Genomic DNA, 16,027 nt, shown 5'->3' on the forward strand with positions numbered 1-16,027 from the left:
TGACAATATCAGCTCACGACATTATGCAAGCCAAAGGTGCCTCCCATCAGCTCTCAGAGTACAGGGAATTAACTGGAGAGCAAGCACTCTGGATGTTCAATATGTTTAGTGGAATGCCCGCATATCTAAACGGCGTTCGATTCTCCGGGGATTTCCTGGATGACGTTCAAAAACTTCTACATTTAGGAATACCTCGACCTGCTCAAATCATTTTTCTCACTTGTTTGAGCTTCTACTTGATGCTATTAGCATTTCGTGTGCGTCCCTGGGTCGCATTCATAGGAGCCTTGATCTTTGGTTTTAATGGATTCAATGTCATTGGGATTATTGCTGGGCACAATGCCAAAATACAAGCAGTAGCTTATATGCCGCTAGTCATTGCCGGCATGAAACTTACATTCGACAAAAAATGGCTTTTAGGCCTTTCCGTTTTTGCCTTAGGGTTGGGCTTAAATCTACATGCCGATCACCTACAAATCACCTATTACCTTCTGATCATTACTATCTTATATGGAATAGCCGAGTTTGTAGTTGCACTTCGTGAAAAGCATGCACCTGTTTTTCTTAAATCCGCTGGTGTACTGGTTTTAGGCGCAGTTTTAGCTGTCGGAGCAAATTTCGGGAAGTTATGGACAGTCATAGAATATTCTGAACACTCTACGCGAGGGCAAAAAGAACTCACAAAGGTGAGTGAAAATAAAACTGGTCTGGATAAGAGTTACGCTTTTCAATATAGTAATGGGATATTTGAACCCCTGGTAATGTTTATCCCGAATGTCCTGGGAGGTGCAAGCTCCACTCCTCTAGACAGAGACTCTAATGTAGGAAATGCTCTACGAAATGCTGGCTATAATGGAGCACAACTAGACCAACAACTTCAAAACATCCCAACCTACTGGGGCGATCAACCACTTACTGCACCTTATTATCTCAGCTCGGCGCTACTACTCATACTTGTGCTAGGGTTTCTTTATGCTTCCAAGAAAGAACGATACTGGATTTCTGTACTCGTTTGCCTGGCCATTGTCCTAAGCTGGGGTAGCAATTTCGCTGGTTTTAATGATTTTGTGTTTGATACCGTTCCCGGGTATAATAAATTTCGATCCGTAACTTTTACGATCATCATGGCCATGTTTGGCCTTGTCCTTATAAGCATATTGGGATTAGATCGGTTCATTTCAGATGAGAATAAGAACCAATTCAAAAAACTGAAAACTGCTTTCACAATTTCAGGTGGGTTCGTGTTGTTTTTATTGATTTTTTCTGCCTTCCTGGGATATAAAGGAGCTATTGATCAGCGAATTGGAGCTGATTGGTTTGTGGAAGCATTGCGTGATGACAGAGCTGCTCTTTTTCGTCAGGATATATGGCGATCCATTATCTTGATTCTAGTACTCGTAGGGCTTTTGTGGGCATTAATTAAAGAGAAATTTAATCAAACGGCTCTGTTAGCGGCAGTTCTGCTGCTCTTCACTTTTGATGTGGTGGGACTCTCCAAAAGGTTTCTTAAAGACAATGTTTTTAAGCGAAAACCTGCCAACGAACTGGCATTCCAGGCAACACCCGCAGACCAGGTTATAATGAATGAGTCTAAACCTGCCCAACGTGTTTTAAACCTTCAAAACCCATTTAATGATGCTGGTACCTCTTTCTTTCATGAATCCATAGGGGGATACCATGGCGCCAAGATGATGAGGTATCAGGATTTGATAGAACACCATCTATCTAATGAAATAGCCTCGGTCATTTCAGGTCTACAGGAAGGAGAGAGAACTTTCGACAACATACCTGCACTCAACATGTTGAACACTCGTTTTTTAAAGGCAGGAGAAGGCAAAAATGCAGTTCTTGAAAACAAGAAAGCTTATGGAGAGGCCTGGATTGTGAATGATATCAAAAAAGTGCAAACGCCTGACGAAGAAATCGCTAACCTGGATGAGGTTAACTTAAAAGAAACGGCCATTATCAACGCTACTCAATTTGACGTCTCACAAAATCTGTCCGGATCTGGGAGTATTACGCTAGTAGATAAAACTCCGAATATGGTAAAATATAAGACCAGCACTCAGGGTGGCAACTCCCTCGGCGTATTATCCGAAATCTACTACCCAGAGGGATGGACAGCTACAATCGATGGTCAGGAAGCCAGCATAATACGGGTAAACTATGTTTTGCGGGCAATTGTATTACCTTCAGGAGAGCATGAAGTTACACTATCTTTTGAGCCAAACTCCTACTATGTGGGTGCAAAGGTGACATTGGTTTTTAATATATTGGTTCTACTACTATTTTTAGGAGCTATCAGTTTCGAAACCCGAAAATACTTTAAGCAAGCCTAGTCTCTCATCATGGGTATTGTAATAAGGCAAAGTATCATAGGAACAATCCTCGGATACGCAGGTGTTGGTATAGGCTTCATGAACGCGGTGATTTTTATGCCTAAGTTTATGACCGTTGGAGAAATTGGGTTGTGGCGCACGTTATTCAGCTCAGCAATGTTTCTACTCCCCCTGTCCCTTATTGGGTCTCAAAGTGCCATTACCCGTTTCTTACCATCATTTAGTCAAAGAGAAAGAAAAACACTTGTCACTACTCTTCTCTTTTACGTTTTCATCACTTTTTGCTTATTAATCATCGGGGGCGTAATGCTCAGACCAACGCTGCATATCGTTTTGGAAGGTAGCGGTGAGGTCTTTCAAAACCACTTCCATTATGTCATCATCCTTTTAGGCTTGATGACCGTCTATACCTTTCTGGAAAGCATCTATAAAGCGAACCTAGACATTACTTCCCCAAATTTTGTTCGAGAGGTTGTGTACAAGACCGCTCACCTCCTAATCATTTTGCTATATGGTTTTGACCTGATCAATTTCGATTGGTACCTCAACTGTCAACTAATTATTTACACCATCATGGTGAGTATCTTGATTATAAAAAACTGCTCTCGCCATTACTTTACTTTAGGTATACCTTTCAAACTCAACAGACGCAAATCACTACAAATACTGAAATACTGTCTATTTGCCATACTCAACAGTCTGGGAATTGCACTTTTCATGCGTATAGACAATTTGATGATTGCCGAATATATAGGTCTTCAGGAAGTGGGCATATACACAACGGCCATCTATTTCACTTCGGTTATATTGATACCGATTAGATACATTGAGCAAATATCGTCACCGTTGATTTCCAAAGCATTTAGCAACAATCAGATAGGTGAAGTATCTAAGTATTATAAATCCTCTTCCATAAACCAACTTCTAATAACCACCTTCATTTTTTCGCTAATTGTTTTCAACCTCAACGAGATCTACGCCATCATGCCAAATGGAACCGTTTATTCATCGGGAGCACTGGTAGTCTACATAGCGGGGTGCACTAGCATCATTGATGCTGGCTTTGGCTTAAACGGTGCTATTTTGCAAATGTCCAAATTTTACAGATTTTCCACCCTTATTTTATTCATCTTTGGTGCAATGAATGTTTGGCTAAACTTCCAACTCATCCCCCATTTTGGGCTTGAGGGACCAGCCATTGCTACCTTAGTCACATTCTTGATGTTCAACGTCACCCGCTCTGCTTTGCTTTTCGCAAAACTGAGACTGACTAATTTCACAATCAAAAGTCTATGGACAATCCTATTAGCTGTACTTTTGATTACCAGCGCTTATTTCGCAAACCCGAGTTTCGAAAATCCATTTATCGGAATTTTGATAAAATCATCGATACTTCTTATAATTTTCTCGATCTATGTATTCATAGTAAAGCCCTCTGAAGAGATACAGTCAATGATAGAAAAAGCTCTTAAGAAAATAAAACCATAGAAAACAGTTGTTAGGATCCTATTTTTTGACACCCCCAAAACGCAAGACATGAAAGTAGTACTATTAGCAGGAGGTTTTGGTACCAGGCTCAGTGAAGAGACGGACATTAGACCCAAACCAATGGTAGAAATTGGAGGGAAGCCTATCCTATGGCATATAATGAAAATGTATGAAAAACATGGATTTAATGATTTCATTATCTGTCTTGGGTATAAAGGGTATTATATTAAAGAGTACTTCTTTAATTATTTTATGCATAATTCCGATCTGAGAATAGACCTGGAAACAAACAATGTAGAGGTGCTTGGAAGCAAAACAGAGTCCTTCAAAATCTCTTTAATAGATACTGGACTCAACACCAAGACTGCCGGAAGACTGAAACGAATTCAACATTTGCTAGCAGAGAAAGAGGACTTCCTCATGACCTATGGTGATGGTGTTTCAGATGTGAACTTGACCGAGCTGGTCGAATACCACAAGAGCCATAAAAAGGCGGCCACTCTAACTGCTATTCAGCCTGAGGGCAAATTTGGTGGCATGGATATAGAAGGTAGTTCGGTCAAAAACTTCATTGAGAAACCCAAGGGAGATGGAAAATGGATTAACGGTGGTTTTTTCGTGCTGAGCCCACGTGTCTTCGAGTTTATACCTGAGAATGCAGATGATGTTATGTGGGAAGAAGACCCTTTAGTTCATCTATCAAAATCAAGTGAACTCATGGCCTATAAGCATTCCGGTTTTTGGAAATGTATGGACGCTTTAAGGGATAAAATGGAACTACAAAGAATGTGGGAGGCAAACAAATCCCCATGGAAAACATGGAAGTAATGAGTGATCTTAATAATTTCTATAGAGACAAACGGGTTCTGATTACAGGACATACTGGATTCAAAGGTTCCTGGCTGGTGTCCTACTTGCTGGAGTTAAATGCGACAGTAGCAGGGTATAGCCTGGCTCCCAAGAAAGAGCAAAACCTATTTGACCTTCTGGAATTAGAAAATAAATGCCAGCACTCGATAGGTGACATACGGAACCTACCCAATTTAAAAAAAGTGATCAATGATTTTCAACCTGATATTATTTTTCACTTAGCCGCCCAGGCGCTGGTCAAAAGCTCTTATGAAGACCCAATAGATACCTACAGCACCAATGTACTGGGTACTGCCAACCTTTTAGAAGCTACAAAAGGTATAAAAGGTTCTTGCGCTGTGGTAGTAATTACTACGGATAAAGTGTATCACAACGAAGAATGGGCATATCCCTATAGGGAGAATGATCGCTTAGGCGGATATGACCCTTACAGCTCTAGCAAAGCCTGCTGTGAACTCCTCACAGCCTCATTTCGAAACTCATTCTTTCCAGTTCCCGATTTCAAACAACATCAAACGGCGATAGCTACAGCTCGCTCTGGCAATGTGATCGGCGGTGGAGACTGGTCTGAGTTCCGAATCATACCAGACATTGTAAGAGCATTGGTGGAGGGTAAAACCATCACACTGAGAAACCCCGCATCAGTAAGACCCTGGCAACATGTATTAGACCCACTTTATGGGTATTTGTTGCTAGGTGCAAAGCTTTCGGAATCTCCAGAGCACTTCTCTGAAGCATGGAACTTCGCTCCAATGTCCACAGAACATATTACCGTAGAGCAACTCACAAAACAAGCCATACAAATTTGGGGAGAAGGTGAATTTGAGCAATACAGAGCTCCTAAAGACCACCTGCAACATGAAACCTCACTACTCACACTAGATGCTTCCAAATCTTCCAAATTACTCGCATGGAAACCCGTATATGACGGGTGGGCTGCCATTGAGCATACGATTCAATGGTATAAAGATTTCCACGCAATGGCAGATGTAACCAAACTGGTTAATTCAGACATAAAATCTCACCTCAAAAACTTAAAATGAATATTACCAATACCATTTTTGAAGGTGTTTTTATAATCGAATCCGAGGCACACTCAGATGACAGAGGATTTTTTGAACGAGTAATCTGCCATAGAGAGTTAAATTCAATTAACCCTCAATTTGTACAAGTGAATCACTCATACAACAAACAGCAGGGAACATTCAGAGGGCTACATTTTCAATACCCCCCGTTTATGGAAAACAAATTGGTGAAATGTATTTCTGGAGCAATCGTGGACATAGTGGTTGACCTTAGAAAAAACTCTGATACTTACCTGAAACATTTGATGGTAAACCTGACTGAGGAAAACTGCAAGTCTATCTATATCCCCCACGGATTTGCTCATGGTTTCCTCACATTAAAACCAGACACCCATCTAATCTACTTCCACTCCGAGTATTACACACCGAATCACGAAGGAGCCCTTAACCTAAACGATCCAGCATTGGAAATTCAACTCCCAAAGGACGTTCAAGTTATTTCAGAAAAAGACAAAAACACGCCATTTATCCAATCAGACTTTGAAGGACTTTGACTAAAATAATATGATCTGCAGATTTGATAAAAAACCGATTGAAACTGAGTTTTTAGATTTATTTAATTCACCTCCATCAAACTCATTTTTGGCTGAAGAAGATTTAGATAAGCCAGAAGTTTTTTACCCCTTAAAGCTTTACGTTAGTGAGCGCACATTTTTGGTGCAATTGGAAGAGTATAAAAAAGCTGGAGAAATATTTGATCATGATTATGTTTACTTCTCATCATACTCCTCTTCATGGTTAGATCATGCCAAAACATATGTAGAAAAAATTGTAGACACACTGAATCTCACCCAAGATTCCTTTGTCGTTGAGATAGCTTCGAATGACGGGTACTTGTTAAGAAATTTCGTATCCAAACAAATACCTTGCCTTGGGATAGAACCTACAGCTAACACTGCAGCTGCAGCAGAAAAACTTGGAATTCGAACCATAACAAAGTTCTTTGGAAAGAACTTAGCCAACGAACTAGCAGAAGATAAAAAAGCTGATCTTATCATAGGAAATAATGTTTTCGCTCACGTACCAGATATCAACGATTTCGTTTCGGGGCTGAAAACCCTTCTATCTGAGAAAGGAACAATTAACCTCGAATTTCCTCATTTGTTGTGCTTAATGCGCGAAGGACAATTTGACACTGTATATCATGAACACTTTTGGTATTTCTCATTATATGCCTTGCTTCCGGTTTTTGAAGCTCATGACCTATTTGTATATGACGTAGAGCAACTCAAAACGCATGGCGGCTCTTTACGCTTGTACATAGCCCATAACGGTGATACATCTAAGAAAACACTACCTTCTGTAGGTAACACACTAGACGAAGAGATCAAGTTTGGGTTAAACAAACTGTCCACCTATAGAGAGTTCCCGAAAAAAGTCCTGAATATAAAATTACAGCTTCTGGAGTTCTTAGTTGACTGCAAAAAGCATAACAAAACGGTATACGGCTATGGGGCTGCCGCCAAAGGAAATACACTACTTAATTATTGCGGTGTAAAACAGGATCTATTGCCAAAAGTAATCGATGCTTCTCCTCATAAAATAGGGAAGTTTTTACCAGGAAGTCACATTCCGGTGGTGGCAGAAAGTGAAATTAAAAAAGATCAACCTGATTACATACTTATATTACCATGGAACCTACAGACTGAAATCACAGATCAATTGTCCTATATAAAGTCATGGGGAGGTCAATTTATAATTCCAATACCTGAGCTTACTGTGGTCAAATGAAAGTATCAGTAATAGGAGCCTCCGGATTTATCGGGCAGCACACTGTGAGAGAGCTTTTGCTACAAGGACATCATGTGAAAGCCATTTCCAGAAACGGATTGAACTTTTCAGACAAGAACTTGGAAAGCTTCAAAATAGATGTATATGACTGTAGTGAAGAGGATTTGCACCTAATAGCGCAAGCGGACGCCTTAATTTTCCTGACTTGGCCTCACCTCAGCAACTTCAAAGCTGTAGAACACCTCACAGAAACCTTACCGCAAACCATTAATGTGTTAGAAAAGCTGATCCGATATGGTATTGACAATATCGTATTCACAGGCACGTGTCTAGAATACGGACTGGTAGAGGGTGCCATTTCGCCCAACACGCCCACAGCCCCTACAACCCCCTATGGACTGGCTAAAGATACGCTCAGAAGATACCTGGAGCATCACCCTTCACTTCGTTACCTAAAGTGGGGACGCATATTTTACGTCTACGGAAAAGGACAGTCAAAAACCTCTTTACTTCCGCAGCTTAGACGCGCCATTCATGCCAAAGAAACCGTCTTTAGAATGTCAAAAGGGGATCAACAAAGGGATTTCGTAGAAGTAGAGACTGTAGCCAAAAGATTAGTTAGTTTAGCCGAGCTAAAAACAACTAAAATCACCAATATCGGTTCAGGAAAGCCTCTGACCGTCAAAGAATTTGTAGAGATGGAGATTAAAAGACAAAACTCTCCCATCAAATTAGATTTAGGATTTTATGATTACCCAGATTATGAACCAATGAGGTTTTGGGCTAAATAGAACAAACATGGATCAAATTGAAAACTTCAAGAAGGAAGTAAAAAACAGAATTGCATCTTATCAAGATAATCAAAGGCTAAAAGCAACAGCAAAGGATTTTATGCTGGAAAGCATTAAGGAAAAGTACTCTTACAACTTTTCCTGGCTAGGCAGACCCATTATCCAATACCCACAGGATATCATGGCACTCCAGGAGATCATCTGGACTACTAAGCCAGACCTGATCATCGAAACCGGTATCGCACATGGTGGCTCATTGATCTTTAGTGCTTCAATGCTCAAACTCACCACGGGCAAAGGAAAAGTACTGGGAGTGGATATTGACATTCGAAACCATAATAAAGAGGCGATTATGGAGCACCCCTTATATAAAGAAGGTTGGATAGAGATGATTGAAGGTTCGTCCATAGACCAAACAATTTTTGATAAGATAAAATCCTTTGCAAAGAGCCATTCCAAAGTGATGGTAATACTGGATAGCAACCATACCCACGAGCATGTTCTAGACGAACTGAAGTTGTACTCCACTCTGGTAACAAAGGGAAATTACCTGGCTGTCATGGACACAATGGTGGAAGACTTTGATGATTCGCTCAATCACGACCGCCCATGGGCCGTAGGAAATAACCCCAAAACAGCGGTAAAGGAGTTTTTGAAGGGCAATGATACCTTTGTGATAAATGAGCAGATTGACAATCAGCTACTTCTATCTGTAGCCCCTAGTGGGTATTTATTAAAGGTGTAGTCGTAAAATTTCACTCACATGCAACCGCTTTTGACAATAGGTGTACCAGTTTACAATGAGGAGAAATTTATAAGGGCTACTTTAGACTCACTTTTAAGTCAGAGTTTTAAAGACTTTAACCTTATTGTTTCTGACAACTGCTCCACAGACTATACCTATGAAATAGCCAAAGAATATGCGAAAAAAGATGACCGGGTGACGGTGGTAAAGCAGGAGGAAAACATTGGGGTGATTGATAACTTTATCAGTGTTTTAAAACGAGCCAAAAGCAAATACTTCATGTGGGCCGGAGGTCATGACATATTCGAAAGTCATTATTTCAAAGAAGGTGTTGAATATTTAGAACAGAACCCTGAATCGGTATTGGCCTACCCAAACACGGTGTTTTTTGATGAAAGTGGCACTTTACCTATACCATCAAGTGACATTGACACAATCGGGCTTTCCAGAGGCAAAGCGATTTATAAAATAAGTAGAAACTTGTATGACTGTTCTTCAATTCATGGAATTTTCAAACTAGAAACACTTCTCAACTTAAAATTTCACAAAGGAGTAGGATTCGATAATTTGATCATCTATCAAACGGCCGAAAAAGGGGAAATAAAACAATTATCTCAAGGACTAAATCGACGGATAGTCCGAAAAGAATCCAAACAAGCTAAATCAGAAAGGTATAAGGAGGCCAAAATAACACAAGCGAATGCTTCAAAAGAGATGAATCGGTACATTAAAAGGTTATTCACCCTAATCAACAAAATGGAGGAAATATCTCTAATCGATAAACTTATGATTTACTGGAGCCTGGTTCGTAGATATGGACTAAAATTCAATTGGATTTCCCTTTAATCAAAGCATCCGATCAAATAGCCTTTTTAATTTTCGAATATCAAATTCATGAGTCTGGAAATCGATCCGAACAGAATACCCAAACATTTCCTAATAGGTGTTCCCAAAAGTGGCACCACTTCGTTAAGCATCTACCTCAGAGAGCACCCTAACATATGTTTTTCCCAACCAAAAGAAACTAATTTTTTCGCTACTCATTTTCCTGATTCGTACAGAAAAATCAATACCTGGGAAAAGTACTTCCAATGCTTCGGGCATGCCAAGGAATGTGAAACACTGGTAGAAGGGTCAGTTTCCTATCTCCATTCTCCAGAGGCAATCAAACAAATTTTGGAGTATAGACCTGATGCTAAATTTTTGGTCATTATCAGAAATCTAATAGAGGTAGCCCAGGCACATCATTCACAGCGTCTGCGGAGTGGTGATGAAGACATCCAAGATTTTGAGAAAGCATGGAGACTACAGGAGCAACGTAGAGAAGGTAAAAACATACCTAAAAATTGCTCTATGAAGGAAGAACTTTTATACCATGATCTGGCTAAAGTAGGCTCCCAGATTACAACCCTGCTCAGCATGGTTGATAGATCAAGAGTACGCTTCCTTTTTTTCGAAGACTTAAAATCAGCTCCTCGAGACCTTTACCTTGACACCTTGTCTTTCCTAAACATCCCCGATGATGGCAGAAAATCATTCACTATACACAATAAAAACCGCTCCTATAAGCTCAAATCAATTCAGGCATTCTTGCACAACCTGCCGTCACCAATTAAAAAAATAACTACTGCAATCAAACAAGCATTTAATATAAATGAATTTGCTGTGATTACCTGGTGGAACTCCTTCAATCAAAAACAAGTAGAAAGACCTCCTTTAAGAGAAGAATTCAGGAACGAGTTAATTGACATATTTCGGGAAGAAGTTGAAATTATAGAAAGCATTACGGAGCGAAACCTTTCTCACTGGAAGTGTTAGGCAGTTCATTTTATATCTCTGTATACAACCTTAGTAGGTCTTTTTGTTGTTTACCCCACTCCCATTCATCACGAATGGCTCTTTCCCCGTTTTCGCCCATTGCTTTCGCTTCATCCGAATTTTTATAAAGATTAAGAAGCTTTTTAGCTAAATCATGATAATCCTCAGCCCTATGCACCAAACCAGCATTTGACTCCATCACTACTCTAGCTTGTGCTGGACAGTCACTTACTACCTGAGGAACACCCATACTCATGTATTGAAAAATTTTATTGGCAAAGGTGGTGTCGTGATGAGCATTGCGGTGGAGTGGGCTTATACCAACTTGACATGCTTTGATATATGAAAATAGTTTAGCGTATGGCTGAAAGCCTTCCAGGGACACATATTCATGAAGTGAATTTGCTTCAATGTATTCTTGATAATCACCCATTTGACTGGAGTCCCCTACTAACACCAATCGAATCTCTGGCACCTCCCTTTTAAGCTCATTAATAGCTTTTAAGGCATCCATGATGCCCCTTCTCCGCCCAAGATCCCCAATATAAACGACACCAAAACAATTCTTAAAGCGCTCAACAATAGCTTCATCTATAGAAATATCGTCTACCATAGACATACTCAGAGTATTCGGCACGGTGTAAACTCTGCGGTTCCACTCGCTGTATTCTTCCTTCGCCTCTTGAGTAACTACAACCACGGCATCAGCACCAGCCACCAAATCACGTTCTACTCTCTTCCATCTATTAGGACTAATCAGGATATTTCCTGGAAAACGGTGAAGGTGAGGATAATGCTTCATGATTTCGGGTCTATTCTCATGGAGGTCGAGTACAATCTTGCCAGCATTTGCCTTTAATTTGAAAACAGCATTTGCAATAACGATATCATGTACGTGAGTCACATCCGGCTTTACCACTTTCAAAAACTTTAGAAGGTGTTTTCTCATGAGAAAATGGTACAGGGGCCAATCGTTGGCCAATGCGGAGAACTTAATATCCCAAATAGAGGGTTTAAAGGTAGTAACCTGAATACCCTTCCAGTCGAATTTTTCAGGATATCCACCTGCGGAGAATGCCCATAAAAATACATCATGACCTTCCTCTACCAATGCTAGCGCCTCACGCTCCACACGAGCGTCATGAGGGAAAGGCATATCCAGTATCATAGCTATTCTTCTACCCATAGTGTACTTCCTTTCTGTAAAAATTACTCATTCACCTCTGGAATGGATAAGGGCCTCACTAACCTGTTTCAATTGAAGCTCACTAATCTCGGGGAAAATAGGTAATGACAATATTTGTTTGGATAGAGCATCAGCCACCGGGTATTCCGAAGGTTCATGTCCTTGATAAGCATACGCCGAAACAAATGGAAGAGGTCGTGGATAATGTATTCCATATCCAATCCCTGCATTTGTAAAGGCCTCCATGACTCGTTTCCTATCCCCCAACCTTACCACGTATAAATGAAAAACATGCTTATATTCTTTGGGTGTTGTAGGACAGCAAATCTTCTCTGCCAATAGATCGGAATAACAGTGGGCAGCAATAATTCGCTTTTGGCTCCATTCGTTTAAGTATGTCAACTTTACATTTAACACCGCAGCTTGAATGGCATCCATGCGGCTATTACGACCAATTACCTGATGATCATGCTTTTTTAATTGCCCATGATTTCCGATTTGCTTACATCTAATAGCCAGTTCCTGATCATCAGTAACAATACCACCCGCATCACCATAAGCCCCCAAATTTTTACCAGGGTAAAAACTAAATGATCCCGCATGACCAAAAGCACCTACTTTTTTCCCTGCTATTTCTGCACCATGTGCCTGAGCGCAATCTTCAATAACCTTTAGGCCAAATCGAGCGGCCAACTTCATAATTTCTGGCATACGTGCCGGTAGTCCATATAGGTGAACTGGAATAATGGCTCTGGTTTTGGAGGTGATGGCTAACTCTATCAGTTCAGGGTTTATGGTATACTCATCTGGCAAAACATCCACAAAGACTGGTTCAGCACCTACATTGTTCACGACTTCTGCAGTGGAAATCCAACTATTAGCAGGTACAATTACTTCATCACCTGACCCGATGCCCATGGCTTTAAGGATGATCTCCATGGAGTCTGTACCATTGGCACAAGAAACACAATAATCGACACCAATGTAGCTAGCAAATGCCTCTTCAAATTCTTGAACCACTCTTCCACCTACAAAAGAAGAATTGGAGATAACTTCCGTGATAGCACTATCAATTTCTGATTTAATTGACTCATATTGAGCTTTTAAATCTACAAAGGGTATTTTCATAAATTTCTAATTTTCCTGGCTGGGTTTCCAGCATAAACCCCTGGTGACTCTATGGACTTTGTAACGACACTTCCTGCCCCAATCACCACATGATCACAAATAGCCACAGGTAGAATTGTGGCATTCGAACCTATCGAAACATGATTTCCAATGTTGGTCGATTTCCACATTGCCTTATCACCTCCTGCAGGACCGCCATTCTGAAATAAATCATTGATAAACATCACTCCATGACCAATAAAACATCTCTGCCCGATTCGCACCAGTTCACAAATAAAAGCATGCGATTGCACCTTAGTACCTGCCCCTATCTTAACTCCCTTCTGAATCTCTACAAATGGACCAATAAAGCATTCTGCCCCTATTTCGCATCCGTACAGGTTCACAGGATTGACCACAGTCACATCCGGCCCAAAATGAACATCTTTAATGCCTATTTGAAGTTGTTTGGGAGTATACATGAGCTGCTCTATATATTTTATCAATTATCTCCACTGTTTTCAGACCTTCAAAACCATTAGTCGCTATCTCCCCACTATCAGTCAAAACTGAAATGACATTCTCATACACTTGATTATGATTAGACATTGACCCTTGATAATCGCCGTATTCATTGGCTGGATTTCCCTCAGAGAGCTCACCTATAGTGTAGTTTTCAATGTTCTGATATTCAAGCTTGTTTAAATACTGTCCTCCAACTTTTACGGTACCTTTTTCCCCAAAGAGGGTAAGGGAACCTTCCATATTTTTCTCATATGAATTAACGGTGTAATTCACCGTTCCTATTGTTCCACTAAAAAACTCTAATAGAACTACTCCACTATCTTCAAAATCTATAATATCTTGATGAATAAAATTTCCAGTGATTGCTCGAACCTCTTTCACATCCCCTACTATCCAATAAAGCAAGTCAATAAAATGGCTGAATTGTGTGTAAAGAGTACCTCCATCCAGAGTTTTGGTCCCTTTCCACTCTGAGTTTCGATAATAATCAAAGTTTCTATTCCAAAAACAGTTTAACTGTACTGATAGTATACGCCCAAGTTTACCCTCATCCACTAATCGTTTTACTTCAGCGATTGCGGGATTGAACCGGTTTTGCTTAACAATAAACAATCGCTTGTTAGCTTTTTCGGCAGCTTTTATCATTTCTCCACAATCTTGGACTGAAATTGCCATTGGTTTTTCACACAAGACATGAAATCCCCTTTTCAAAGCCGTAATACTATGTTCTGAATGCAATCCATTTGGTGAACAAACTGAAATCACATCAATTTCGCCACAAGCATCAAGCATTTCTTCATAGGATCCATATGCACGACCACCATACTTGTCTGTAAGAGTCTCAGCCCTATTTTCATCTACATCACAAGCCGCCACGAGTTTACCCAAATTACTAATATGCTTTGCATGACGAAATGCTATTCTTCCGCATCCTACAATTCCAAATTTGACCACTGATGTCATTTTTTATCTAAAAGTCTGGTAAGTTCTTTTGTCTGTTGGCTCCTAGAAAAAGCCTTCAACAAACCTATATAATCCTCTTGATTAAGTTGATGTGTGTTTGAAAATATAGAGAGCAGGAAAGAACGCATTTCTGATTGCTGGTCAAATTCCAATATTCGACCAATGCTTTTTCCCTCCATAATTTCAGCTAAATCACTATCTAGTGGCCCTAGCGCTAGTATGGGCTTTGCCACTGTGAGATACTCAAAAAATTTCATTGGCAAAATCCATTTTGCATTCGAGGATTTATTCAACAGTAGCAAGAGTAAACTACAATTGGCATATTCTTTAAACACTTCTTCATGTGTCAAATACCCCAAAAAACGAACCTTACTTTTCAATATATCATTTTGCTCTAGCCTTTCTCTAATTGATTGGGACACTATCCCTCCTATTCGAATTTCTAAAGCATCATGGAAATCTGGATGTGATTTGCATAAACTCTCTAGAACATCCCAGAATGAACTAGGATCACGAAGTTCATTCAACATCCCAAAATAGCCGACCACAAACTTATTGGAGGTATTAGAAGTTTGATGATTTATGTTAGTTCGATGGTCAGATATCCCATTTGCAATTACTTCAATAGGTTTCTTCGTGACAGCTTTCAAAGCCAGTTCGGATGCCAATCGATTACTGACGGTGATTACCTGATCAGCATTTTGAAGTACTTTACGCTCCATTTTCTGATGATACGATCTGGCCAAGCGCCCTACCTTGAGCTTATCCAACACATCCCAATCTGACCAGGGATCTCTAAAATCTGCAAACCACCTAACGAAAGAATGGAGTTTTTTGAGCTTTAATCCTATTAAATGAACACTATGTGGAGGTCCTGTCGTGATTATCGTGTCAACATCCCGCTGTATGATTATTTTTTGAAGTTTCTTAACTGATGAGTTCACCCAAAACACCCGAGGATCGGGCAAGAACAAATTACCTCTACCCCATATGATCATAGAATCCAACAAGCTCTTTTTGCTCTTTTCGAGTACGAGCCCTTGCTTAACGTTTTGCTTATTTCTTCCCCCTGTTACATTATGAAAAAAATTAAACGGCTCCCATATTGGTGCTGTTATAGTTTCTATACTAGCTACCTTATCACACAACCCCTGATCAGTCAAATCAAATTGGGGGTTAGAAGGAGTAAAAACAATTGGTTCATAACCTTCTTTTACAAGGTTTAGAGCAAAATGCATCCACCGCTGAACGCCCACACCCGCACTTGGTGGCCAATAATAAGTAATTATTAAAACCCGTTTTTTACTCATATTTTATTGGCATTCATCATTCTATTATCGATTTCATTCAACGTGAGTCCCAAATCCATTTTATACCTT

At 40.1% G+C, this 16,027-nt stretch carries 15 protein-coding genes; 10 read left to right on the forward strand and 5 right to left on the reverse strand.

Annotated features, from left to right (window positions below):
- Positions 1–23 precede the first annotated feature (23 nt).
- The 10 genes from C7460_RS14840 (at position 24) to C7460_RS14885 (ending at position 10,867) form a co-directional block, all read left to right on the forward strand.
- Entirely contained in the window at positions 24–2,339 is a 2,316-nt protein-coding gene (locus tag C7460_RS14840; protein ID WP_221409538.1) for a YfhO family protein, read from the forward strand.
- Between the two features lie 306 nt (positions 2,340–2,645).
- Positions 2,646–3,827, forward strand: coding sequence for a lipopolysaccharide biosynthesis protein (locus tag C7460_RS14845; protein ID WP_170148030.1), 1,182 nt, complete (start codon positions 2,646–2,648; stop codon positions 3,825–3,827).
- Between the two features lie 48 nt (positions 3,828–3,875).
- Positions 3,876–4,655 (forward strand): glucose-1-phosphate cytidylyltransferase, encoded by a 780-nt coding sequence (gene rfbF / locus C7460_RS14850; RefSeq protein ID WP_115868904.1) that lies wholly within the window; start codon positions 3,876–3,878, stop codon positions 4,653–4,655.
- Entirely contained in the window at positions 4,655–5,740 is a 1,086-nt protein-coding gene (gene rfbG / locus C7460_RS14855) for a CDP-glucose 4,6-dehydratase (RefSeq protein WP_115868974.1), read from the forward strand. The genes rfbF and rfbG overlap by 1 nt, the downstream gene beginning before the upstream one ends.
- A complete protein-coding gene (gene rfbC, locus C7460_RS14860) occupies positions 5,737–6,276 on the forward strand; it encodes a dTDP-4-dehydrorhamnose 3,5-epimerase (RefSeq protein WP_115868905.1) in 540 nt (179 codons plus the stop codon). The genes rfbG and rfbC overlap by 4 nt, the downstream gene beginning before the upstream one ends.
- A gap of 10 nt (positions 6,277–6,286) precedes the next feature.
- Entirely contained in the window at positions 6,287–7,513 is a 1,227-nt protein-coding gene (locus tag C7460_RS14865) for a class I SAM-dependent methyltransferase (RefSeq protein WP_115868906.1), read from the forward strand.
- The gene (locus tag C7460_RS14870) at positions 7,510–8,304 is read left to right on the forward strand and encodes an NAD-dependent epimerase/dehydratase family protein (protein WP_115868907.1); all 795 of its coding nucleotides are present in this window, start codon (positions 7,510–7,512) and stop codon (positions 8,302–8,304) included. Before C7460_RS14865 ends, C7460_RS14870 begins: the two co-directional genes overlap by 4 nt.
- Before the next feature lie 7 nt (positions 8,305–8,311).
- On the forward strand, positions 8,312–9,049 hold the full coding sequence (locus tag C7460_RS14875; RefSeq protein ID WP_115868908.1) for a cephalosporin hydroxylase family protein: 738 nt from the start codon (positions 8,312–8,314) through the stop codon (positions 9,047–9,049).
- A gap of 18 nt (positions 9,050–9,067) precedes the next feature.
- Positions 9,068–9,895 (forward strand): glycosyltransferase family 2 protein, encoded by an 828-nt coding sequence (locus C7460_RS14880; protein ID WP_115868909.1) that lies wholly within the window; start codon positions 9,068–9,070, stop codon positions 9,893–9,895.
- A 48-nt stretch (positions 9,896–9,943) separates the two neighbouring features.
- Positions 9,944–10,867: a sulfotransferase family protein gene (locus C7460_RS14885; RefSeq protein WP_115868910.1), complete on the forward strand. Its 924-nt coding sequence runs from the start codon at positions 9,944–9,946 to the stop codon at positions 10,865–10,867.
- A gap of 10 nt (positions 10,868–10,877) precedes the next feature.
- Here the strand turns inward: C7460_RS14885 and C7460_RS14890 are convergent, their stop codons facing one another.
- Genes C7460_RS14890 through C7460_RS14910 form a run of 5 tightly spaced genes read right to left on the reverse strand, consistent with a single transcriptional unit; the run spans position 10,878 to position 15,958 of the window.
- Positions 10,878–12,053 (reverse strand): glycosyltransferase family 4 protein, encoded by a 1,176-nt coding sequence (locus C7460_RS14890; protein WP_115868911.1) that lies wholly within the window; start codon positions 12,051–12,053, stop codon positions 10,878–10,880.
- A gap of 27 nt (positions 12,054–12,080) precedes the next feature.
- Positions 12,081–13,181 (reverse strand): DegT/DnrJ/EryC1/StrS family aminotransferase, encoded by a 1,101-nt coding sequence (locus tag C7460_RS14895; RefSeq protein ID WP_115868912.1) that lies wholly within the window; start codon positions 13,179–13,181, stop codon positions 12,081–12,083.
- Positions 13,178–13,642: an acyltransferase gene (locus C7460_RS14900; RefSeq protein WP_115868913.1), complete on the reverse strand. Its 465-nt coding sequence runs from the start codon at positions 13,640–13,642 to the stop codon at positions 13,178–13,180. The genes C7460_RS14895 and C7460_RS14900 overlap by 4 nt, the downstream gene beginning before the upstream one ends.
- Positions 13,608–14,648 (reverse strand): Gfo/Idh/MocA family protein, encoded by a 1,041-nt coding sequence (locus C7460_RS14905; protein ID WP_115868914.1) that lies wholly within the window; start codon positions 14,646–14,648, stop codon positions 13,608–13,610. The genes C7460_RS14900 and C7460_RS14905 overlap by 35 nt, the downstream gene beginning before the upstream one ends.
- A complete protein-coding gene (locus C7460_RS14910) occupies positions 14,645–15,958 on the reverse strand; it encodes a glycosyltransferase family 4 protein (protein WP_115868915.1) in 1,314 nt (437 codons plus the stop codon). Before C7460_RS14910 ends, C7460_RS14905 begins: the two co-directional genes overlap by 4 nt.
- Between the last annotated feature and the right edge of the window lie 69 nt (positions 15,959–16,027).

The sequence above is a fragment of the Marinoscillum furvescens DSM 4134 genome (assembly GCF_003386095.1).
GTDB classification, from domain to species: Bacteria; Bacteroidota; Bacteroidia; order Cytophagales; family Cyclobacteriaceae; genus Marinoscillum; species Marinoscillum furvescens.